Origin of the sequence: Dyella sp. (assembly GCF_036568765.1) — a bacterium.
In the GTDB taxonomy this organism is placed as follows: Bacteria; Pseudomonadota; Gammaproteobacteria; order Xanthomonadales; family Rhodanobacteraceae; genus GSA-30.
Genome location: NZ_DATCRY010000027.1, coordinates 1 through 20,383, shown reverse-complemented (window position 1 = coordinate 20,383; position 20,383 = coordinate 1). Strand labels below are relative to the sequence as shown.

General features: G+C 63.3%; 23 protein-coding genes. 10 read left to right on the top strand and 13 right to left on the bottom strand.

What is annotated here, in order from left to right:
• Positions 1-50: 50 nt before the first annotated feature.
• The 4 genes from VIM98_RS02365 to cdd all read right to left on the bottom strand — a co-directional run bounded on the left by VIM98_RS02365 (position 51) and on the right by cdd (position 2,582).
• Positions 51-602: an NUDIX hydrolase gene (locus VIM98_RS02365; RefSeq protein WP_331991485.1), complete on the bottom strand. Its 552-nt coding sequence runs from the start codon at positions 600-602 to the stop codon at positions 51-53.
• A gap of 33 nt (positions 603-635) precedes the next feature.
• Complete coding sequence (locus VIM98_RS02360; protein ID WP_331991484.1) at positions 636-1,532, bottom strand: 5'-3' exonuclease; 897 nt, start codon at positions 1,530-1,532, stop codon at positions 636-638.
• Positions 1,529-2,098 (bottom strand): nitroreductase, encoded by a 570-nt coding sequence (locus VIM98_RS02355; protein WP_331991483.1) that lies wholly within the window; start codon positions 2,096-2,098, stop codon positions 1,529-1,531. The genes VIM98_RS02360 and VIM98_RS02355 overlap by 4 nt, the downstream gene beginning before the upstream one ends.
• Before the next feature lie 64 nt (positions 2,099-2,162).
• A complete protein-coding gene (cdd, locus tag VIM98_RS02350; RefSeq protein WP_331991482.1) occupies positions 2,163-2,582 on the bottom strand; it encodes a cytidine deaminase in 420 nt (139 codons plus the stop codon).
• A 129-nt stretch (positions 2,583-2,711) separates the two neighbouring features.
• Here cdd and VIM98_RS02345 point away from each other — a divergent pair, with 129 nt between their 5' ends.
• Positions 2,712-3,812, top strand: coding sequence for an NAD(P) transhydrogenase subunit alpha (locus VIM98_RS02345; RefSeq protein WP_331991481.1), 1,101 nt, complete (start codon positions 2,712-2,714; stop codon positions 3,810-3,812).
• Positions 3,813-3,884: 72 nt separating this feature from the next.
• Here VIM98_RS02345 and VIM98_RS02340 read toward each other — a convergent pair whose 3' ends face one another.
• From VIM98_RS02340 to VIM98_RS02330, 3 genes are read right to left on the bottom strand one after another with little or no spacing between them, the layout of a single operon-like run.
• Positions 3,885-4,388 carry a DUF3106 domain-containing protein gene (locus tag VIM98_RS02340; RefSeq protein WP_331991480.1) on the bottom strand — a complete coding sequence of 168 codons (504 nt, stop codon included), beginning with the start codon at positions 4,386-4,388 and terminating at the stop codon, positions 3,885-3,887.
• Positions 4,389-4,390: 2 nt separating this feature from the next.
• Positions 4,391-4,807, bottom strand: coding sequence for a hypothetical protein (locus VIM98_RS02335; RefSeq protein WP_331991479.1), 417 nt, complete (start codon positions 4,805-4,807; stop codon positions 4,391-4,393).
• A complete protein-coding gene (locus VIM98_RS02330; RefSeq protein ID WP_331991512.1) occupies positions 4,804-5,391 on the bottom strand; it encodes an RNA polymerase sigma factor in 588 nt (195 codons plus the stop codon). Before VIM98_RS02330 ends, VIM98_RS02335 begins: the two co-directional genes overlap by 4 nt.
• Before the next feature lie 138 nt (positions 5,392-5,529).
• Here VIM98_RS02330 and VIM98_RS02325 point away from each other — a divergent pair, with 138 nt between their 5' ends.
• Positions 5,530-5,838, top strand: a complete 309-nt coding sequence (locus VIM98_RS02325) for an NAD(P) transhydrogenase subunit alpha (RefSeq protein ID WP_331991478.1) — start codon at positions 5,530-5,532, stop codon at positions 5,836-5,838.
• Positions 5,838-7,268, top strand: coding sequence for an NAD(P)(+) transhydrogenase (Re/Si-specific) subunit beta (locus VIM98_RS02320; protein ID WP_331991477.1), 1,431 nt, complete (start codon positions 5,838-5,840; stop codon positions 7,266-7,268). Before VIM98_RS02325 ends, VIM98_RS02320 begins: the two co-directional genes overlap by 1 nt.
• Positions 7,269-7,277: 9 nt before the next feature.
• Here VIM98_RS02320 and VIM98_RS02315 read toward each other — a convergent pair whose 3' ends face one another.
• Positions 7,278-7,865 carry a hypothetical protein gene (locus tag VIM98_RS02315; protein ID WP_331991476.1) on the bottom strand — a complete coding sequence of 196 codons (588 nt, stop codon included), beginning with the start codon at positions 7,863-7,865 and terminating at the stop codon, positions 7,278-7,280.
• 99 nt (positions 7,866-7,964) lie between these two features.
• Between VIM98_RS02315 and sufT the strand changes: the two genes are divergently transcribed.
• Both sufT and VIM98_RS02305 read left to right on the top strand, forming a co-directional pair.
• Entirely contained in the window at positions 7,965-8,522 is a 558-nt protein-coding gene (gene sufT / locus VIM98_RS02310; protein ID WP_331991475.1) for a putative Fe-S cluster assembly protein SufT, read from the top strand.
• Between the two features lie 574 nt (positions 8,523-9,096).
• The gene (locus VIM98_RS02305) at positions 9,097-10,959 is read left to right on the top strand and encodes a S53 family peptidase (protein ID WP_331991474.1); all 1,863 of its coding nucleotides are present in this window, start codon (positions 9,097-9,099) and stop codon (positions 10,957-10,959) included.
• Positions 10,960-11,121: 162 nt separating this feature from the next.
• Here VIM98_RS02305 and VIM98_RS02300 read toward each other — a convergent pair whose 3' ends face one another.
• Positions 11,122-11,607: an asparaginase domain-containing protein gene (locus VIM98_RS02300; RefSeq protein WP_331991473.1), complete on the bottom strand. Its 486-nt coding sequence runs from the start codon at positions 11,605-11,607 to the stop codon at positions 11,122-11,124.
• A gap of 120 nt (positions 11,608-11,727) precedes the next feature.
• Here VIM98_RS02300 and VIM98_RS02295 point away from each other — a divergent pair, with 120 nt between their 5' ends.
• Together VIM98_RS02295 and VIM98_RS02290 are read left to right on the top strand one after the other, a co-directional pair.
• Positions 11,728-13,371: an acyl-CoA dehydrogenase family protein gene (locus tag VIM98_RS02295; protein WP_331991472.1), complete on the top strand. Its 1,644-nt coding sequence runs from the start codon at positions 11,728-11,730 to the stop codon at positions 13,369-13,371.
• Between the two features lie 19 nt (positions 13,372-13,390).
• On the top strand, positions 13,391-14,176 hold the full coding sequence (locus VIM98_RS02290; protein ID WP_331991471.1) for a thioesterase family protein: 786 nt from the start codon (positions 13,391-13,393) through the stop codon (positions 14,174-14,176).
• 10 nt (positions 14,177-14,186) lie between these two features.
• Here the strand turns inward: VIM98_RS02290 and VIM98_RS02285 are convergent, their stop codons facing one another.
• Both VIM98_RS02285 and wrbA read right to left on the bottom strand, forming a co-directional pair.
• A complete protein-coding gene (locus tag VIM98_RS02285; RefSeq protein ID WP_331991470.1) occupies positions 14,187-14,528 on the bottom strand; it encodes a DUF2069 domain-containing protein in 342 nt (113 codons plus the stop codon).
• Positions 14,525-15,127, bottom strand: a complete 603-nt coding sequence (gene wrbA, locus VIM98_RS02280; protein ID WP_331991469.1) for an NAD(P)H:quinone oxidoreductase — start codon at positions 15,125-15,127, stop codon at positions 14,525-14,527. The genes VIM98_RS02285 and wrbA overlap by 4 nt, the downstream gene beginning before the upstream one ends.
• 286 nt (positions 15,128-15,413) lie before the next feature.
• Here wrbA and VIM98_RS02275 point away from each other — a divergent pair, with 286 nt between their 5' ends.
• From VIM98_RS02275 to VIM98_RS02265, 3 genes are read left to right on the top strand one after another with little or no spacing between them, the layout of a single operon-like run.
• Positions 15,414-16,694: a YihY family inner membrane protein gene (locus VIM98_RS02275; RefSeq protein ID WP_331991468.1), complete on the top strand. Its 1,281-nt coding sequence runs from the start codon at positions 15,414-15,416 to the stop codon at positions 16,692-16,694.
• Positions 16,695-16,709: 15 nt separating this feature from the next.
• Positions 16,710-17,192, top strand: a complete 483-nt coding sequence (locus tag VIM98_RS02270) for a TlpA disulfide reductase family protein (RefSeq protein WP_331991467.1) — start codon at positions 16,710-16,712, stop codon at positions 17,190-17,192.
• Position 17,193: 1 nt separating this feature from the next.
• Positions 17,194-17,460, top strand: a complete 267-nt coding sequence (locus tag VIM98_RS02265) for an acylphosphatase (RefSeq protein WP_331991466.1) — start codon at positions 17,194-17,196, stop codon at positions 17,458-17,460.
• On the opposite strand, the gene ppk2 is transcribed toward VIM98_RS02265, so the two are convergent.
• On the bottom strand, positions 17,450-18,241 hold the full coding sequence (gene ppk2, locus VIM98_RS02260) for a polyphosphate kinase 2 (protein WP_331991465.1): 792 nt from the start codon (positions 18,239-18,241) through the stop codon (positions 17,450-17,452). The genes VIM98_RS02265 and ppk2 overlap by 11 nt on opposite strands.
• The gene (locus VIM98_RS02255; protein ID WP_331991464.1) at positions 18,238-20,337 is read right to left on the bottom strand and encodes a tetratricopeptide repeat protein; all 2,100 of its coding nucleotides are present in this window, start codon (positions 20,335-20,337) and stop codon (positions 18,238-18,240) included. Before VIM98_RS02255 ends, ppk2 begins: the two co-directional genes overlap by 4 nt.
• Positions 20,338-20,383: the final 46 nt, after the last annotated feature.

Sequence of the window (20,383 nt, the reverse complement as noted above, 5' to 3'; positions counted from 1 at the left end):
TTGAGCTCGATCACGGTCTGAGGACTCAAGTCCTTGGGTAGTCGAGGTTTTTAGGCGTGCTCGATAAACCAGAGGCCGGCGAATAGCTTCGGATCGACGGAATAGCCCTCGCGCACTCGGGCAAACAGCCACTGTCCGGCCTCGGCGCGTGGCACTTCGTGGACGACGATGTTCTCGCTCTCGTCACCGCCGCCCGGGCCGACCCGGGTCAGGCCACGAGCACGAACGAAAGCAATCATTTCGGTGCTCATGCCGGAAGACGAAGGGCCTTCATGGATGAACTCGACGCGTTCGCAGCGATAGCCGGTTTCTTCTTCCAGCTCGCGCTGCGCTGCCAGCAGCGCGCTCTCGTCGGGCTGTTCGGCCAGATCGCCGACCAGGCCCGCCGGCATTTCGATCGTGCGCTGTTGGATCGCTACACGATATTGCTCGACGAACAGTACTTTGTCTTCGGGCGTGACGGCCAGGATGATCACCGCGCCGCCGGCATTGTTGCGCTCGGCATATTCCCAGCGGCCACGTTTGCGCAGGCTGAGCCAACGACCCTGGTAGAGGGTTTCGACGGGCGCGCTCGAGTCATGGGGCAGCGTGGTAGATGTCATCGAATGTCCTTGGGGAGGATGGGGGCAAGCACGTCAACTGCAAAGCTGGCGCAGGCGGCTGCGCGTCATCGGTCCGAAGCGCAGCCGTTCGCTGAGCTCTTCCAGTCGCGCCCACTCGGCGCGTTGCCGCAGCAACGCCTCGGCATGGGCGACCACAGGCGCATCGAGCGCAATGCGGGTAAGTTGCCGATACAGGCGCGCCAGTTCGGCGTGCTCCTTGAGTTTCGCCGCGCAACTGGCTGCACCGCGAATACGCAGGAATGGCACTTCATCGACGCGCTCCAGCAGTGCATCCAGGCTGCCGAAATGGGCGAGCAGGGCGGCGGCGGTTTTTGCACCCACGCCTGGAACGCCAGGGATGTTGTCTACCGCGTCACCGCTCAGGGCCAGAAAGTCGGCCACTTGATGCGGATGCACGCCGATCTTCTCGAATACGCCGCTCGGTCCCCAGCGCAGGTTGCGCGCATAGTCCCATTGCTCGTCGTGCTCGCCGAGCAGTTGCCCGAAATCCTTGTCGGCCGAAACAATGACGCTGCGGAAACCATGCGCACGCAAACCCCAATGGGTGCTGCCGATCAGATCGTCGGCTTCGTAGCTATGGTCGATCAGCACGACGATGCCCAAGGCTTCGGCAATGTCGCGGCACAGTACGAATTGTCGCTCGAGGTCCGGCGGCGGCAACTCGCGGTTGGCCTTGTAATGCGGATAGATCGCGTTGCGGAATGAAGTGGTCAGCGAGGCGTCGAATGCCACGGCGATGTGCTCGGGCCGGGTCTTTTCCAACAACTCGCAGAGAAAGCGGGTGAACCCATGCACGGCATTGATCGGATGCCCTTCGGCATCGGTGAATTCGTCCGGCATCGAATGCCAGGCGCGGAAGACGTACAGGCTGCCGTCGACCAGGTGGGCGATGGGACCGTCGGCGTTCATGGCGTCCAGGTCGACAGCAGGCTATCGAGGTCGGGGCGGTCGCGATCGGGGATGTCGATGTCGGGCGTGCCGATATGCACGAAGCCGACCATATGTTCGTGCTCGGCCAGGCCGAGTAGGGCGCCGGCCTCGCGATCGTAAGCTGCCCAGCCGGTGAGCCATTGCGCGCCGAAGCCGAGCGCATAGGCGCCCAACAGCAGGTTGTGGGCAACGCAGCCGGCAGAGAGCTGTTGTTCGATGGCGGGTACGGAGCTATCGCTCTGGATGCGCGCGACTACCGCAACGACCAGCGGTGCGAATGTGTAGCGCAAGCGCTCTTTCTCGCGCTTGGATTCGGGCAGATCCGGATGGCGGCGCAGGGCGATGTCAGTCAATCGTTCGCCAAAGCGCAGCTTGGCATCGCCGCGCAACAGAATCAGGCGGAAGGGTTCCAGCTTGCCGTGGTCGGGCACGCGGATAGCTGTCTCCAGCAGAGTGCGCAGCGTACCTTCGTCAGGTGCCGGTTCGCGAAGCTGGCGCGAAGGTGCCGAGTGCCGTTGCTGCAGCAGTTCCAGGGCAGAAAGCATGAGAAAACTCGATACGAAAATGCTCATGCTAGCAGCTTGCCCGGTCAGGGCTCGTGAGAAAGTCTTATGGGAGACGGAACCAGCCAGGCAGCAACTGCCCGACGGTGCTGTGGCGCACCTCGTCGCGCAGGTTGGACAACAGCACCGGCATGTCCGGATGGCACAGCTCGGCCATGACCTGGCGGCAGGCGCCGCAGGGCGCAATGGGCTCGGGCGTGTCGCCAATGACCGCCAGCATGGCGAAATCGCCGGGGCGATAGCCAGCGGCGACGGCTGAGAACAGCGCGGTGCGTTCTGCGCAATTGCACAGGCCGTAGGATGCGTTCTCCACGTTGCAGCCGTCGAAATGGCGTCCGTCGCGTGTCGTGAGCGCGGCGCCGACCAGGAAATGGGAGTAGGGCGCGTACGCCCGCTCGCGTGCGGCGCGCGCCATGGTCAAAAGGGCGTTAGCCGACAGTGGATCGACTTTCACTTGCACGGACATCGAGGATCTCCAGCTCGTCTCACCCCGCCGGCATCGATGTCGCGGTGGGCCAGTCTACTCCCGCGGTACCCATCCGGTACAAGGGTGAGGCTATGATGGTCCGAACCACCTGCGACGGAGTCCTTGAAGATGCCCATCACCGTGGCTGCATTACGCGAGACCGCTGCCGGCGAGCGACGTGTCGCCATTACGCCGGAGATTGCCCGCAAGCTGCACGCCAAAGGCCTGCGTGTACTGTTGGAGCGCGACGCGGGCAGGGCGGCAGGGTTTCCCGACGACGCCTATGCCGACACCGAATTTGCCACGGCGACCGATGTACTTGCGCAGGCCGACCTGCTTGGCTGTGTTTTGCCGCCCGAGCCGACGGTACTTGCGGGGTTGCGTGCCGGTAGCGTGCTGGTCGGCCAGTTACGTCCCTACGGTGCCGCGGCGCGCATCGTAGCGATGGGCAAGCAAGGCATCACCGCGTTCGCGCTGGAACTGTTGCCGCGCACGACGCGCGCGCAGGCGATGGACGTGCTCAGCTCGCAGGCCGCAGTAGCCGGCTATCGTGCCATGTTGATCGCGGCCGAAGCGGCACCGAAGTTTTTCCCCATGCTGACAACGGCGGCTGGCACGATTCGACCTTCGCGTGTGCTGGTGATCGGTGCCGGCGTCGCAGGCTTGCAGGCCATTGCCACGGCACGCCGTTTGGGCGCGCAGATCGAAGGCTATGACGTACGTCCGGAGACGCGCGAGCAGGTCGAATCGCTCGGTGCGAAATTTCTCCAGCTTGGCGTCAGCGCCTCGGGCACCGGCGGCTATGCGCGCGAGCTTTCTTCAGAAGAACGCGCCGCGCAGCAGCAAGCGTTGGCCGATCACCTCAAGACTATCGATATCGTCGTTACCACCGCGGCGGTGCCGGGCCGGCCATCGCCGAAAATTCTTACGGCAGCAATGGTCGAGGGCATGAAGCCCGGCGCGTTGATTGTCGACCTGGCGGCCGAGGGCGGCGGTAATTGCGAGCTGACGCGTCCTGGCGAGCGGGTGGAGCACGGTAGCGTGAGCATTCTTGGGCCGCTGAACCTGCCCGCCGGGGCGCCGTTGCACGCCTCGGAAATGTATGCGCGCAATGTGTTCAATTTCCTCGAACTGCTGGTCCGCGACGGTACTTTGCAGCCGGATTTCAGCGACGAGCTGGTTGGCAAGACGTGTATCGTGCAGGCGGGGCAGCCGCGGTTCGAACAGTAGCGGCAATCCACGCCTGGCAGGAACTCCAACAGGGACGAGGGGGGTGAGCCACCGTCTCTAGGAATGCGCGCTTTAATGATGCGGCGGACCGCCACCGAGGCGTCCAGCCCCCCCCGGCGCGAAGCTTCCCGGGCGTTGCTGCTGGAACTGCCGGATCAATTGCTGGCGCTGCTCCGGCGGCAGCTCCTGGAAGCGCTTGAAGGCGTTATGCAACTGCTGGCGTTGCTCGGGCGGCAGCTGCTGGAAGCGGCGCATGTTCTCTCGCGCCTGCTGGCGTTGGTCGGGCGTCATCTGTTGCCACTGCGCAATGCGATCGCGCACTTCCTGGCGCTGATCGGGCGGCAGCTTGTTCCAGCGTTGCGCACGATCCAGCAGATGCTGCTGACGCTCCGGCTTGAGGGTGTTCCACTGCGATGCCAAAGGCGCCAGCATGTCGCGCTCGGCAGGCGACAGGCTGCTCCAGGCGCGCGGCGCCGACTCGCCGGAAGGCGGCGGGGATTGCGCCCATGAGGGGGCGGCTATGCCTGCAAGCAACGTGAACAGGCATAGCGAATGGGCGAAACGGCGCAAGAGCATGCTCAGCGATTAGCCTGGGACGCGTTGTTAGTGTTGTTGGTGGCCAGCCAGCCGTAGAAGTCGAGGTTCTGCACCATGCCCGGGTCGGCGCTGTCCGGATCGGGCGGTAGCTCGCCATCGGCGGTATCGATCACGCCGGCCACACTCATCTGTGCTTGCAGCGTCTCGCTCGAACGGTTCTGCAAGGGCGACCAGGCCAGCAATAGCGCCAGGGCGATCGCCGCTAGCGCGCCGGATGGCAGCAGCATGCGTGCGCCATGAGGACGTGCCGGCTTGGCCAGCGCTTCCAGTGCGGTGCGTCGAGCGGCGCGCAGGCGGCCGGCCATGGCCGGTTCGATGTGCTGTGCCGCCTCGCGGTACAGCGCACGGGCGCGGCGCTCGAAGGTCCGATTGTCGACGGATTGTTTTGGCGCATTCATCGCCATGCCTCCAATTGATCGCGCAGATGTTGCATTGCGCGCGACAGATGGGTTTTCACACTGCCTTCCGAACAGCCCATGGCCTGTGCCGTTTCAGCGACATCCAGGCCTTCCAGCACGCGCAGCATGAAGGCTTCGCGCTGGCGCTGCGGCAGCTTTTTCACTGCCGCGGCCATATCTGCATACGACTGCGCGTCCTGCAGCCGGTCCAGCGGACCCGGGCCGGCATCGGCCGGGTCCCAGGACGGTAACTCATCGCCATCGTCATCGCGGCCGCCGCCCAGCCAGCCCACCATGATCGAGCGCACCTTGCGGCGGCGCTGCAGGTCGACGATGCGCCGGCGAAGGATGCCCCAGAACAGCGGCGACCATTCCTCCGCGGACTTGTCGCGATAGTGCTTGACCAGCCGCAGCATGGCGTCCTGCACGGCATCCAGGGCATCCTCGCGGTTACCCAGATTGAGCTCGGCCAGGCGAAAAGCCCGCCGTTCCACATGGCTCAGGAAAGCATCCATCGTGGCCGGCACCGCACGGGTGTCCTCGGCCATCAGGTCCGTATCGAGAGTGGAGACCACGCTGTTCATGGCGTCGTCGTCCGCGTCGCCGGATCGCGCATCCTGAGACTCCATTGGTTCTTCCCCCGACATCAACGCGGCAGACTCGCGCGGGTTGACCTGCGACCGTATGATGGCCCGAACGCATGGGCGGGGCACGGAGGGGTCATGATCGACGGGTTTCTGGCGCTGTATATCTTCATGCTTGCCGCATTTACCGGTTACGAGATCATCGCTCGGGTACCGGTGATCCTGCACACGCCCCTGATGTCTGGGTCTAACTTCATACACGGCATTGTGCTGGTCGGGGCCATGATTGCGCTAGGCCATGCCGAAACTTCATTCGAAATCGCGATAGGTTTCCTCGGGGTGCTGCTGGGCGCCGGTAATGCCGCAGGCGGCTATGTGGTTACCGAGCGGATGCTGGAAATGTTCAAGTCCAGCAAGCCCCAAGCGGGCGGCGAGGGCACCAAGTGATGGCCTGGCTGCCGCAGTTGATCAAAGCCTGTTATTTCATTGCCGCACTGTTGTTCATCCTGGGCCTGAAGCGCATGAGCTCGCCTAGGACGGCCCGCGGCGGCATCGTCTGGGCCGGGGTGGGCATGCTGCTGGCCGTGGTGGCGACCTTTGCGTTGCCGGACCTTAACCATCGCGGTTTGATGTTGGCGGCGGTATTGATCGGCGTCGGTGCCGCCTGGTGGTCGGGGCGACGGGTGGCGATGACCGCCATGCCTCAGATGGTGGCGCTTTATAACGGCATGGGCGGTGGCGCGGCGGCGGCGATCGGCGCGTGTGAACTGGTCAGCTACGCCGGGCACTCGATCGTCCTGCTGGATGGCGGTCAGTTCACCGCCGACGGCGGCTCCGCGCCCTCGGTGGCCCAGCTTGCACTGGCGGTGCTGGGGGCGCTGATCGGCGCGGTGAGCTTCTCCGGCTCCCTGATTGCCTTTGCCAAGCTGCAGGGCTGGCTGGACCGCCGGTTCGTGTTCCCGGGCCAACGCACGGTCAACGTGTTGGTCTTGCTGGTAGCGATCGCCCTGGGCACCGCCTTGGTGGCGGGAAATCTGTCGCTGAGCGTGATCGCCGGGTTTTTCGGCCTGGCCCTGCTCTTTGGCCTGATGATGACCTTGCCGATCGGCGGCGCGGACATGCCGGTGGTTATTTCCCTCTATAACGCCTTTACCGGCCTGGCGGTGGCGTTCGAGGGCTTCGTTCTGCAGAACGAGGCGATGATCATTGCCGGTACCGTCGTCGGCGCGGCCGGTACATTGCTGACCCAACTGATGGCCAAGGCCATGAACCGTTCGATCGGCAATGTGCTGTTCGGCAGTTTCGGCGCCGGCGCGGGAGCCGCGCAGGAGATCGGCGGCAGCCAAAAGCCGATCGAGGCATCCGACGCCGCGGTGATGATGGCTTATGCCGAGCGCGTGGTGATCGTGCCCGGCTACGGTATGGCTGTGGCCCAGGCCCAGCACAAAGTCTGGGAGCTCGCGCAGCTGCTGATTTCGCGTGGCGTAAAGGTGAAGTTTGCGATCCATCCCGTGGCCGGTCGCATGCCGGGCCATATGAACGTGCTGCTGGCCGAGGCAGGCGTGCCCTACGACCTGATCGCCGATATGGACGATATCAATCCGGAATTTCCCGCTACCGACGTCGCCTTGGTGATCGGTGCCAACGATGTGGTCAATCCGCTGGCCAGGACCGACCCTGCCTCACCGATCTACGGTATGCCGATCCTCGATGTCGCGGACGCGCGCCAGGTCATCGTGGTCAAGCGTGGCAAGGGCACGGGTTTCGCCGGCATCGAGAATGCGCTGTTCTATGCCGACAACGCGCGCATGCTCTACGGCGATGGACAGGCTGCGGCTGCCGCGTTGGTCGCGGCGGTCAAGACACTCGACGCATGAGGGAACGGTTCAGGCCCCGGGTGGGCGCGTCGGCGCGGCGCGATGACGCAGACGGGATGCGGCGATGGCTGCCGCCGCGATGCCCAGCGCGTACCAGGCAAGATCGCCGCGCGTGATCGTCAGGCGCGCGATGTCGCCAAGCAGCGCCAGGCCTGACATACGCAACGTGTCGAAGAAACCCAGGCCCAGCGAGCCGGCGATGCGAGCGGCAGCGATCAGGACGGAAAGGTAGGTGGCCGCCAACGCCATAGAAAGCGCTGCCAGCACGGCAGCGCTGACGCGTCCGCCCTGGTAGACCCAGCCACTGATCACACGCCCCAGCACCCAGCCGATCGGCAGGGCCAACCAGGGCATCAGGCGTCCGACCATGACCGTCGGCACCAACCAGATCGCTCCAGCAGCCAATCCGACCATCAGCGTGCAAACCAGCCCGAAAAACAGGCCGAGCAAATGACGCAGGCTCATGGTGCCAGTGGTGCCCAGGAGGCCGCGGCGAGCTGAAGCGTAGAATCCGACATCCGGTTGTCCTGGGGCAAAACCGCGATAATAGCTTGCATGGCAGGTTTGGAACCTGTGCCGCTTGAGAAAGCTGCTCATCGGCCCGATTTCCATGGGCAGGTCCCGGTCGTCGGGCGCATAATAGGCGGCTTGGCGCGGCATCCGACCGCGTCGGACGAGAGTATCGACAGGGTCGGCATGAGCGGTTTCAGTGTAAGCAGCGAACCTTTCACCTTGGAGCGCGATTGCGCGGCCATCATGGTCCCGCAGGGCGAGCCAGTGGTGCTGCCGGCCGGACAGATCGGCTATATCACCCAGGCGCTGGGCGGCAGCTTTACCGTCTACGTGGAAGGCAATCTGTTCCGCATCGCCGGCAACGATGCCGATGCGCTGGGCAAGGAGCCGCCTCCGCCGCTCGAGCTGGCTGAGGATGCGTCCGATGCCGACGTCGAGAAACTCGTGTGGCAGCAACTGCGCACGGTGTTCGATCCGGAGATTCCGATCAACGTGGTGGAGCTGGGCCTGGTTTATGATGTCAACGTCGAGCCGGCCGCCGATCAGCAACGCAAGGTTTACGTCAAGATGACCTTGACCGCACCTGGCTGCGGCATGGGCGATATCCTGGTAGACGATGCACGCACCAAGCTCGAACTGATTCCGACCGTCGCCGAAGCCGATGTCGATCTGGTGTTCGACCCACCGTGGAATCATTCCATGATGTCGGATGCCGCCAAGCTCGAAACAGGCATGCTCTAAGCAAATCGCGGCGCTTGCGTCACGCTGTCGCGATGGCGAAGCGAATTGGATGCAAGCGTCGTTGTATCGCTTGCGCGGGCCTTGCCTTCAGTCGTTGTTTAATCGCGCAATCCATTCTGCACAGCGCCCGCGCGAAAATTTTTGCGCTTCATATGTGCCTCGCGCGTTCGATAACGAGGTGCGTATGGCGCGTTACATGCGTTTTACTGATCGAATCGGTGAAGGCCATGTGATGCCGCGTGCGTGCGCGCAGATTTTTTCGACATGACGATGCGAAGACATCGCGGCTTCACTTGTGTTGACGACGCGCGCATGCAGCTTTAGCTTGCAGGTGTCCGCAGTATGCGGGCCGCCCCGAGGGCCATTCGGTCCGGTCGTTTTCTTTCATCCATCGCACACGTTTAGCGCGTGGCCGGTCGTGAGGGCCGGCGGGGAGAGGTGCGCGCGAACGACCTGAGGGTGTTGTACCGAAGAAGCAAGTCCATCGTCCCATCCCCCTCGTTTTGACTAACGACCGTAACGAAGGTTACCGGCCGCGGGGAAGGCTTCGTCCAAAAAATAATCTGGAGCAAGCATGATTCTTAGCAAACGCTTTTGGGGTAAAGGTTTGCAGCTGCGTCAGGCGGTGTTGCCGCTGGCGCTTACGCTGAGCGTGTTGTCGTTGTCCGCACATGCGGCGGGAAGCTGGTCGTCGACGCGTACCGATGCGGCCCTGCTCAAGTCGCCCACCGCTGGCGCTGCCGGTTGGGCACTCAACATGCACGACATGCCGGCATTGGGGGATGCTACCGTGTCGCCGCTAGAGGCCAGTAGGCCGCTGCACGTGGCGCTCAGCCTGAATCTGCGCAACGAAGCGCAGCTGCAGGCTTTCCTGCACGATGTAAATCAGCCGGGCAATCCTCGCTATCGCCAGTTCCTGACGCCGGAGGAGTTCAAGGCGCAGTACGCACCGACCGACGCGCAGGTGCAGCAGGTCGTGGCGCATCTGAAGCGCTCGGGCTTCGGCAATGTAACAGTGGCGGATAACAACCTGCTGATCGAAGCCGACGGCAACGCCGCTACGGTGGCTACCGCGTTCAACGCGAGCATGAAGACCTTCAACTACAACGGGCGCCAGCACATCGCCAACGATTCGCCGGCGATGGTGCCGCAGGAACTGAACGGCATCGTCAACGCCGTGCTCGGCCTGCAGGACGTCAACGTACCGCACCCGATGTATCACTTTGCGCGCACCGACGGCCATGCCCAGCCGCAGGCGGCGGCGTCGCAGGTAGCGCACAGCCCGTCCCAGTTCCCGGCGATCTATGACGTAGGCACGGTCCCGGCGGCATCGAGCACCAAGGTGGGCATCATCACCTGGGGCGACATGACCCAGACGATCGCGGACCTGAAGACCTTCACCACGAATGCCGGCATGGCCACGGCCAATACGCTGGTGGTCAAGACCGGTTCGCAGGCCTATGTCGACGATCCCAATGGCGACGGCGAATGGAATCTCGATAGCCAGACGATCGTGGGCACCTCCGGTGGCGTTTCGCAGCTGATCTTTTACGCCACGCCGAACTGCTCGAACGATTCATGCCTGACCGATGCGGCGATTACCGCTTCGTACAATCGTGCCGTGACCGACGATGTGGCCAAGGTAATCAACGTTTCGCTCGGCGAGGACGAGACTGCCGCGCACAACTCCGGAACCCAGTCGGCGGACGATGCCATCTTCGCGCAGGCTGCCGCACAGGGGCAGACGTTCTCGGTCGCCTCCGGCGATGCCGGTGTGTACCAGTGGTCGAGCGACCCGTTAGAAGGCTCGCCAGGCTATGTGGCCAACTCGCGCGGGACGGTGAAGATCACGCTCAGCCACTACTCCGTCAGCGAGCCGGCCAGTTCACCGAACGTGGTGGCCGTGGGCGGCACGACGCTGAGCACCAGCGGTACGACGTGGTCGAACGAGACGGTGTGGAACGAAGGTCTGGCTGAGATCGATCCGGGCGTGGACAACAACGAACGCCTGTGGGCGACCGGCGGTGGCGTGAGCTCGTTCGAGACGGCACCCTCCTGGCAAACCGCGGCGTTGGGCTCGTCCGTGACCAAGCGCGAAGTGCCGGATATCGCTTTCGATGCCGCGCAGTCGACCGGTGCGATCATCTATATCGACGGCCAGCAGTACCAGATCGGCGGCACCAGCCTGGCTTCGCCGATCTTCGTGGGCGTGTGGGCGCGAATCCAGTCTGCACACGGCAATGCTTATGGCTTGCCGACGCAGAGCATGTACGCGAACTTCTCCACCCATGCACCGGCGCCGGTGCACGACGTAACTTCGGGCAATAACGGCTACAACGGTTACGGGTACAACGCCGCCGCCGGTTGGGACAACACCACCGGATGGGGCAGCCTGGATATCTCGAAGTTCAACACGTACGTCGGGCAGTATTGGTAAGTCCATGCAACAGCGGCCGCTCAGCTGCAGTGGCTGAGCGGCCATAGGGGCTTCAACAATTGTCCGCCTATCTTTTAGCGATCGGATTCAGCCGCGATCGACCATGGCGTCACGGCGAGGTCGCGGTTGAAACCGCCAAATTAGCGATTTTTTTGCTATGACTTATGCTTCTTCGAAGCGATTGGCATCGCGGTTCTTGCGCACCTTGGACGGATCCCACACGCGGCCGTTCATCGTGATGTAGACACCATCCGGCAAGGTCTGCACAGCCGCCACGGCACAGCCGATGTTGAACACGGCGTCGGAGCCCTGGAAGCGCGCGGGATTGAGCGCGCCGGTCAGTACGATCACCTTGCCCTTGATCTGGGCCAATTCGCGCGCGGTTTCCACCATGGTGTCGGTGCCGTGGGTCACCAGCACGTGGCGATGCGGCTGCGCTTCGATGGTGGAGCGGATCAGTACGCGATCCTCGTCGCCCATATGCAGGCTGTCCTTGCGCAGGATCGGGATCACGTCGAACTGGAAGGCGACGCCGAGCTGGCTGAGGATCTCGCCGATCTGCGGTGCACCGATCTTGTAATCCGACTTGTCGTCGAAATAGATCTTGTCGATGGTGCCGCCGGTGGTGACGATGGTGAGATGCTGCATGGTCGCGATCCAGGCCTAAAGGAAACCGGAGTATTTTAGCGGCCCCGGCCCGGCTTTGCTTGCCATGCCGGCGCAATCGTGGAAACTCCCGGGTATTGCCTGTCCTTTCAGGAGTCCGCGATGGATCTGCACCGCTATGCCGAGACGCACGAAGTCATCAATCAGGTGCCGCCGCTCGATGGCAGCAACCTGTACAGTCGCGATCCCGCCCTGCGGGAGTGGCTGCTGCGCTACGGCGCAGGGTGGGCCGAGCCGCAGCTAAGGCATTATGGCGAACTCGCCGGCGGACCCCTGATGGCAGCGGGTTTTCTGGCCAATGAAAACAAGCCGGTATTCAAGAGCCACGACCGCTACGGTCACCGTATCGACCTGGTCGAATTCCATCCCGCCTACCATGAGTTGATGCGCACGGCGATCGAGCACGGTCTGGTCGCCATTCCCTGGGATGAGCCGCAACCGGCGCGACAAGTAGCCCGCGCGGGGCTGTATTACCTGCATGCCCAGGCGGAGATCGGTAGCGGTTGCCCCCTGACCATGACGTTCGCCAGCGTGCCGGCGTTGCGCTTGCAGCCGGAGCTGGCCGAGGCCTGGGTGCCGAAGATCCTCACCCGGCAGTACGATCCTCGCAATGTGCCCATGAACGAGAAAGCCGGCGTCACCATCGGCATGGCCATGACCGAGAAGCAGGGCGGCACGGATGTACGAGCGAACACTACGCGCGCCTATCCCGTCGGCACGCCAGGCCGCGGCCAGCCCTATGAATTGCTCGGTCATAAATGGTTCTGTTCGGCACCGATGTGCGATGCCTTCTTGACCCTTGCACAGACCGACAAGGGACTGACGTGTTTTCTGCTGCCGCGACACCGCCCCGATGGCACGCGCAACCAGTTCTATATCCAGCGGTTGAAGAACAAGCTCGGCAATGGATCCAACGCGTCGAGCGAAGTGGAGTTTCGTGGCGCCCTGGCCTGGATGGTCGGCGAGGAGGGGCGGGGCGTGCCGACCATCATCGAGATGGTGGCGATGACTCGTTTCGATTGCATGATCGGCTCCAGCGCGTTGATGCGCCAGGCGCTGACGCAGGCCGTGCATCACTGCACGTATCGCCATGTCGGCGGGCAGCGGCTGCGCGATTTGCCGCTGATGCAGAATGTGCTGGCCGATCTGGCCTTGGAAAGCGAGGCGGCGTTGGCCCTGACCTTGCGCATGGGACAGGCGCTGGATCGTCAGGACGATGAGCGCGAACACCGTTTTGCGCGCCTTGTCACCGCAGTAGGCAAGTATTGGATCTGCAAACGCGCCCCGGCGATGATCAACGAAGCGGCCGAGTGCCTGGGCGGTGCCGGCTATATCGAGGACAACATCCTGCCGCGCCTGTATCGCGAGGCGCCGGTCAATTCGATCTGGGAAGGCTCGGGCAACGTGCAATGCCTGGACGTGTTGCGCGCGCTGTCCAAGGAGCCCGGCGTGGCTGACGCGCTGTTCGACGAACTCGACGGCGGGCATGGCGATCGCCGTCTGGTAGCGCTGGTGGCGCGTCTGAAAGCCGCGTTGGCCGATCCGGCGGATCTGGCTTATCGAGCCCGGCAGATTACGCAGGATATGGCGCTGGCTTTGCAGGCGCGCTTGCTACTGTCGGCAGGAAATACGCCGGTGGCCGAAGCCTTCCTGGCCAGTCGGCTCGATGGGGAGGATGGACGCGCGTACGGCAGCCTGCCACGCGGATTGCCGGTGGTCGATTTGATCGAACGTGCCTGGACCTGATCCTGAAGGAAACAGACCAATGCTTTTCCATGAAGTCATGCAAACGGTCGTGCAGCGCGGCGACCGGTGGGTAGCCGAGTTCGACGAAAGCTGGTTGCAGGGCCGCAGCGCGTTCGGCGGTTTGCAAGTCGCGCTGATCTTGCGCGCGATGCGCGAGCAGGTGCCTGCCGATATGCCGCTGCGCACGGTGCAGGCAACTTTTCTTGCTCCGGTCCCGGCTGGAGGCGTGACGATTCAGGCACGGTTGCTGCGCGCCGGCAAAAACACCTTGCAACTCGAAGGGCGTATTGTCGAGGGCGAGCAGACGCTATGCCTCGCGATCGCGGTGTTCGGTATGGCGCGCCAGTCCATTGTGCGTGAGTCGCCTCGGCGTATGGCGCGCGATGCGTCTTCCCGCGCCGCCGTGCTGCCTTTCGTACCTGGCGTCACGCCGCAGTTCACCCAGCATTTCAACGCGCGCTGGCTTCGAGGCGATCTGCCGTTCTCCGGTGGCAGCAGCACAGAAAGCTCGGTTGCGCTGGACTTGAAGGATGCAGGCCCAGTCGACGAGACGCGCATTGTCGTATTCGCCGACTTCATGCCACCGATCGGGCTTTCCATGTTGAAGCAGCCCGCACCCGGCAGCTCGTTGACGTGGATGCTGGAACTGGTCAGCGATCGACGCGATTACTCATGTGAGGGCTGGCTGGTCGATGCACGGCTGGATGCGGCGATGGACGGCTATACCAGCCAGAGCCTGGTGCTGTGGGGGCCGGATGGCGAGCCGGTCGCGCTGGGACATCAAAGCATGTTGGTATTCGGCTGACGCACGGCGCTCATGCACGCTTGCGTCGTACTCCGGCGCCAAGCGTGCCGATCAACAGCAGCGTGAGCGCGATCTCCAGCCATGCCAGCCAGCGTTCGGTGCTCGAACTCCACGCTTCGGCCACGCCGTGGCTGAAATAGAACAGGCTCAGGATGCCTGTCCATAAGAGCGCGCGCCGTACATTCCTCAGGGCAAGCAGGGGCAGCAGCAAAGGCAGCGCCGTCAGGCAGGCAACCAGCCATAGCGGCATGGTTTGTGGCGGAAACAGCCAGAAATACCATGCCAGTTGCAGCACGAGCAGGCCGGCCCATGCCGCCAAGCCGACACGATACGTCGCCGGCAAGGGGCTCATGCCGATGCTGCCAGTTTGCGCGCGGTCTCGGCCAGGCGGCGGCCGAGCGCACGCGCCAGCTCGCGCTCGTGCTCGCTGATACCACGTTCGCCTTGTGCGCCGGAGACATGGCTTGCGCCATACGGTGTGCCGCCGCTTTGCGTGGCGTTCAATGCCGATTCGGTAAACGGCAGACCCAGTAACAACATCCCGTGATGGAGCAGGGGAAGCGCCATCGAAAGCAGGGTGGACTCCTGTCCGCCATGCATGGTGCTTGTCGCGGTGAACACCGCAGCCGGCTTGCCGACCAGGGCGCCACTGGCCCATTCGGCGCCGGTGCTATCGAGGAAGTACTTCAGCGGCGCGGCCATATTGCCAAAGCGGGTGGGGCTGCCAAGGGCCAGGCCGGCGCAATCGTGCAGATCCTGCCGGCTGGCGTAAGGTGCGCCATCTTCCGGCTCGGGTGGCTGGGCCACCTCGGTCACCGGCGCCACGGGCGGTACCTGGCGCAACCGCGCCCGCATGCCGGGAACTTCCTCCACGCCGCGGGCGATAAGGCGTGCCAACTGCGCGGTATGGCCGCTGCGGCTGTAGTAAAGCACCAGGATTTCTTGGCTCATGGTTGTGTGTCGTGCGGGATCGATGGACTAGTGTACCGGTCGGGGTTGTTCAGGGGAGCGACGAGGGGGCGAGTAGCGACGGCGCACAAATGCGAGGTGACCGCGAACGCCAGGTCCGCGAAGCGTTCGTCGCAATATTGAAGCTGGGATCCATTGTTCGGGCTTGTGCCTCCACTACTCATCCCTAGCCTCTCGACTGCCTCCAGGTTGCGATTCATCCCAAATCGCCTAAAGTCCTCTCGCAGAAGGCGAACCGTTCAAGGTTCATCGATGAAGGACCCATCTCATGGCCTACCGTATTGACCGCGCCCACGTGCTGAGTTTCGGCCGCTTCATGTGGCAGCGTTTCATCGACGACAAATGCTTCGAAACTGCCGGCGCGCTGTCGTATACGACCCTGGTTTCGTTGGTGCCGCTGACGGTGGCGGTGTTGACCGTGTTTGCGGCGTTCCCGATGTTCGAAGGCGCTCGCGAGACCTTGCTCGATTTCGTGTTTCGCAATTTCGTGCCCGCCGCTGGCGACGAAGTGCAAAGTGCCTTGCAAGGCTTCGCCACCCATGCGCGCGGGCTGACCGGGATCAGTATCCTGGTCATGCTGTTCAGTGCGATCTCGATGATGATCAGCATCGAAGAGCGGCTCAATCGCGTATGGCGGGTATCACGCGCGCGACGTTGGATACCGCGCCTGTTGCTGTACTGGGCTGCGCTCACGCTGGGCCCGATCCTGATGGTCGGTGCGATAGCGGTCATCTCGTATGCGACGGCCCTGCCGTTGCTCAACGGTGCAGTCGGGCAGTTTCAGGACATCGGCACACGCCTGCTCGGTACGTTGCCGTTCGTGCTGACCTTCCTGATTCTTTTGTTGATGTACACGGTCATTCCCAATCGCCGCGTGCCATGGCGCAAGGCGGCGATCGGAGCGCTGGTCGGCGCTGTGTTGTTCGAAGTGGTGCGCTGGGGATTCACGCTGTTCGTGCGTAATGCGCAGACCTACCAGCAGATCTACGGTGTGGCTTTGGCGGCGTTGCCGATCCTGTTGCTATGGATCTATCTTTCTTGGGTCATCGTGATTCTAGGCGCGTCGATCGCCGCGTCGATTTCTGCGTTCGATTACCAAAAACCGAGCGAAGCCTTGCCGCAGGGCGACGAATTCCTCGGCCTGCTGGTGGTACTCAAATTCTTCATCGATGCGCAGCGAGGCGGTTGCGATGTCGAGCCGGCAACGATTCGTGCGCAGGCACCGTATCTCCATACGACGGCGATCGCGGATTATTTCGACGATCTCTTGCGGGCGGACCTGATTCGTCGCAGCGAGAGCGGCGGCTGGCTGCTTAGCCGCAGTCTGGACAGTGCCGACCTGCTGCGGGTGTATAGTCACAGCAATTATCGGTTGCCATTACGCCCGATGGAAAAAGTGGCAGCGCTCGGACTGGCGCTGCCCGATGAACTGGTTGCGGTGCTGGAGCGCGTGGCGCAGTCGCTGGCGGGCGAACTGGGCACCCGACTTGAAACGGCCTACCCCCCATCCCCATCGTCGAAGTGCTGCGCGATCGACGCCGAAACCTGAAGGATCACGTTCTCCATGAAGTTGCTTGCCCCCCTCGTATTTGCCGCGGCATGTCTGTCGGCCATGCCATCCGCACGCGCCGATATGCCGGTGCAGCCCAAGCTCAAGGTCGCCACGCTCGACGGCAAGACCTTCGACCTCGCCGCCGAGCGCGGCAAATGGGTGATCGTCAATTACTGGGCAACCTGGTGCGTGCCATGCATCAAGGAAATGCCGGATATCTCCAAGTTCGTCGCCGAGCACAAGGACAAGGTCGCGGCTATCGGCCTGGCTTACGACGATAGCGAGAAGGCGGATATCCAGGCCTTCCTGGTCAAGCACCCGGTGGTCTATCCGGTGGCACAGGTGACACTGGACAAGCCGCTTCCCGATTTCGACGAGCCGCGCGGCCTGCCTACCACTTGGTTGATCGCTCCGGACGGCAAGGTGGCGAAGCGTTTTGTCGGTACGGTCAACGAGCAATCGCTCGGCGAAGCGATCGGACTGGGTAAGAAATAAAGTGAGCTGCGCACTCTTCATCGTCAGTGGACGAGTGCAGGGCGTGTTCTATCGGGCCAGCACCCGCGAGCAGGCGCTGGCCCTCGGTCTTACCGGTTACGCTAAGAATCTGGATGATGGCAGTGTCGAAGTGCTGGCCTGCGGCGGGGCCGATGCGCTCGATACCCTGGAGCGATGGCTGTGGCAGGGGCCGCCCGCGGCGCGGGTGCGCGCCGTGGCGAGGCACGCCGTGTCGTGCGAACCCCTGACGGGATTCGCTACGCGTTAGTTTTTTCGCCGAAGCTGTCCGGCACCCACAATGCCTTGTCCGTGACATCCTCGCTGCGTGGTTTGTGCTTGAGCTTGTCCAGCTTTACGGCGGGGATCTTTTCGTCGTGGTGCGGGAGTTGCGTGAGAAGGTGGCGGATCAGATTGATACGGCCGCGTTTCTGGTCATTGAAATCCACCACGAACCACGGCGCGTTGACTGTGTGCGTGCGTTCGATCATGGTGTCGCGCAGACGGCCGATCTCGCGGTATTTCTTGCGCGCCGCAATATCCACCGGCGATAGTTTCCAGCGCTTGAGCGGATCCTTGGCGCGGTCTTTGAATCGCTGCTCCTGCTCTTCCTGATCCACAGCCAGCCAATACTTGATGAGAACGATCCCATCGTCGGTGAGTAGTTTCTCGAAAACGGGTGCGTGTTCGAGGAACGCCTCGGTTTGCTCTGTCGTGCAAAACCCCATGGCCGGCTCGACTACCGCGCGGTTGTACCAGCTGCGATCGAACAGCACCAATTCTCCGGCCGCTGGCAGGTGCGAGATATAGCGCTGGAAATACCATTGCGTAGCTTCGGCAGGTGTCGGCTTGGACAATGCGACGATGCGGTAATCGCGCGTGTCCATGCTTTCGGTGATGCGCTTGATCGTGCCGCCCTTGCCAGCCGCGTCGCGCCCTTCGAAGATCACCGCCACGCGTTTGCCATTGCGGCGCAGCCAGCGATTGAGTTCGGCCAGTTGCAGTTGCAATTCGTCCAGTGTCTGCTGGTAATCCTTGGTGCGCTTGCTCACAACAATCCTCCCAGGTCGATATCCGCCGCGGGGCGGCCGATGCGATGGCGTGCACTCATGGCCTGAATCGCGCGGCGGAAATCCCCGGCATAACCCACGATATCGAACAGCGTGTGCGACTGTTTCAGGTGGCGGCGAATGACATCTCGCGCGGCCGGGTCGTTGCCCAACTCGGCCGCCATGCCGACGAAGGCCTCCTCGTCTTCGGCGATCAGTTCGGAGAGCCCGGCATGGAACAACAAGCTTGCGCCGATACGGCCGGCGAAGCTGGCCCCGGGAAGAGTCAGCACAGCGCAACCGGCACGCAAGGCGTCGATTGCGGTGGCCTGGGCGTTATAGGGCGCGGTGTCGAGAAACAGGTCGACGTGGGCATAGCGGGCAAGGTAATCCGCATGCGGTAGTTGTGGCATGAAAATCAGGCGAACGGGATCGATATCCAGCGCCTGCGCAGCGGCGCGAAGGCGACGCTCGCTGCCTTCCGGGCCCGCCTGCAGCCAAAGTACGCTTTCCGGAACGTGTTGCAGTACGAGCATGAAGCGGGCGAAGGTAACCGGGTCGAGCTTGTAGCTGCCGTTGAAGCTGGCAAATACGGTGCCTCGTTCAGGCAGGCCGCATTCGGCGCGAGATAGCGGTGGCGCCATGTCGGCCGAAGGATCGCAAGGAATAAAGCTGCGCGGCAGACGAACCACTTTTTCGCTGATGTGCTTGCGCATGTGCGTGGGCAGCACCACGGTATCGGCCAGCAGGTAATCCATCCACGCTGCGCCCGAGGTGGCAGGAAAGCCCAGCCAGTTCACCTGGATCGGCGCTGGTTGCAGCTCGAACAGGTCGACGTTGGAGCCGCTGCCAAGCGTGCGCAGGTCGAACAGTATCTCGATATCCGCGGCATGGATGCGCGTAGCGGTTTCGCCGGCACCGAGCCGAGTGACATCATGCACGGTTGCGGCTTGTTCGAGGCGTGTGCGAATCGCACCGTTGTCGCTGGGCGCAGTGGCAAACAAGTGAATATCCAGATCGTCGCTTCGCAATGCCTCGATCAGGGCAACGATCTGTCGGCCGATCGGGTGATCGCCAAAGCCATTGGAGACGAAACCGACGCGCCATGCTGCCGTGGCGCGCAGGCTCGGGTAGCTGAAGGCCAGTTGACGCCGCAAGGCCTCGGTGTGCGATTCGGTCTGTTTGGCAAACGTGCTGGCGCAACGCAGCTGTTCCGCTGGCGTAGCCGTTTCGGCCAGGAACGAGAAGGGCGTGATGCCCGGTCGTTGTTCAGCCACCGCACGGTGCAGGCGCGCGCTCAGTTCATCCAGACCGATCCAGTCGCATAGACGCCGCTTGGCGAATACCAGCTGGCTCAAGGCCAGGCCCGAGGAGGCATCCAGGCGCAACGCACGGGTATAGGCCTGCACGGCCTCTTCCAGTTGGCCGCCGTCGTCGAGGGCGATGCCGGCTTGCAGGGGATAGCGCGGATTCTCCGGCACGAGTTGCTCGGCCTTCAGAAAGGCCTGTGCCGCGTCGGCGCGACGCCCCTGCGCGCGATAAACCATGCCGAGCAGTTCATAAGCGCCGTCGAAGCGGGGTTCCAGCTGCAAGGCTTCTTCGACGTGCTTGAGCGCCTGGGGCGCGTTGCCCAATTCCAGTTCCGCCGCGGCCAGGTTCAGGCGCAGCCCGGGGTGCTCCGGTGCGCCATGCGTGGCCATGGCGTAGGACTCGCGCGCCTGCCCATAGCGAGCGGCGGCCATCAGTGCGTTGCCGAGGGTCAGCAGCACGGCGGGATGGCCCGGCGATTTTTTCAGCGTGCCGCGCAGTAGTTCGATCGCTGCATTGACCTGATCGCTTTCCTGCATCACGGTGGCAAGATTGCAGCATGCATCGATGTGGTCTGGCTTCAGTTCGATGGCATGCTTGAGCGCGGCCAGCGCGTCGTCCTTGCGGCCCAGCTGGAACAAGGCCAGGCCATGCAGGCGCGCGTACTCGGCATCGTCCGGAAACTGTCGGCGCAATTCCTCGGCGGCGACGGCCGCGTCGGCCACGGCCCCGCGTGCGAATAGATCAGCCAGGTGCTGGCGGGAGTCGAGAGGAGCGGCGGTACGGTTCATGCGCGCAAGCTAACCGAAGGATGCCGCGCCGCCAAGCTCGCAAGCC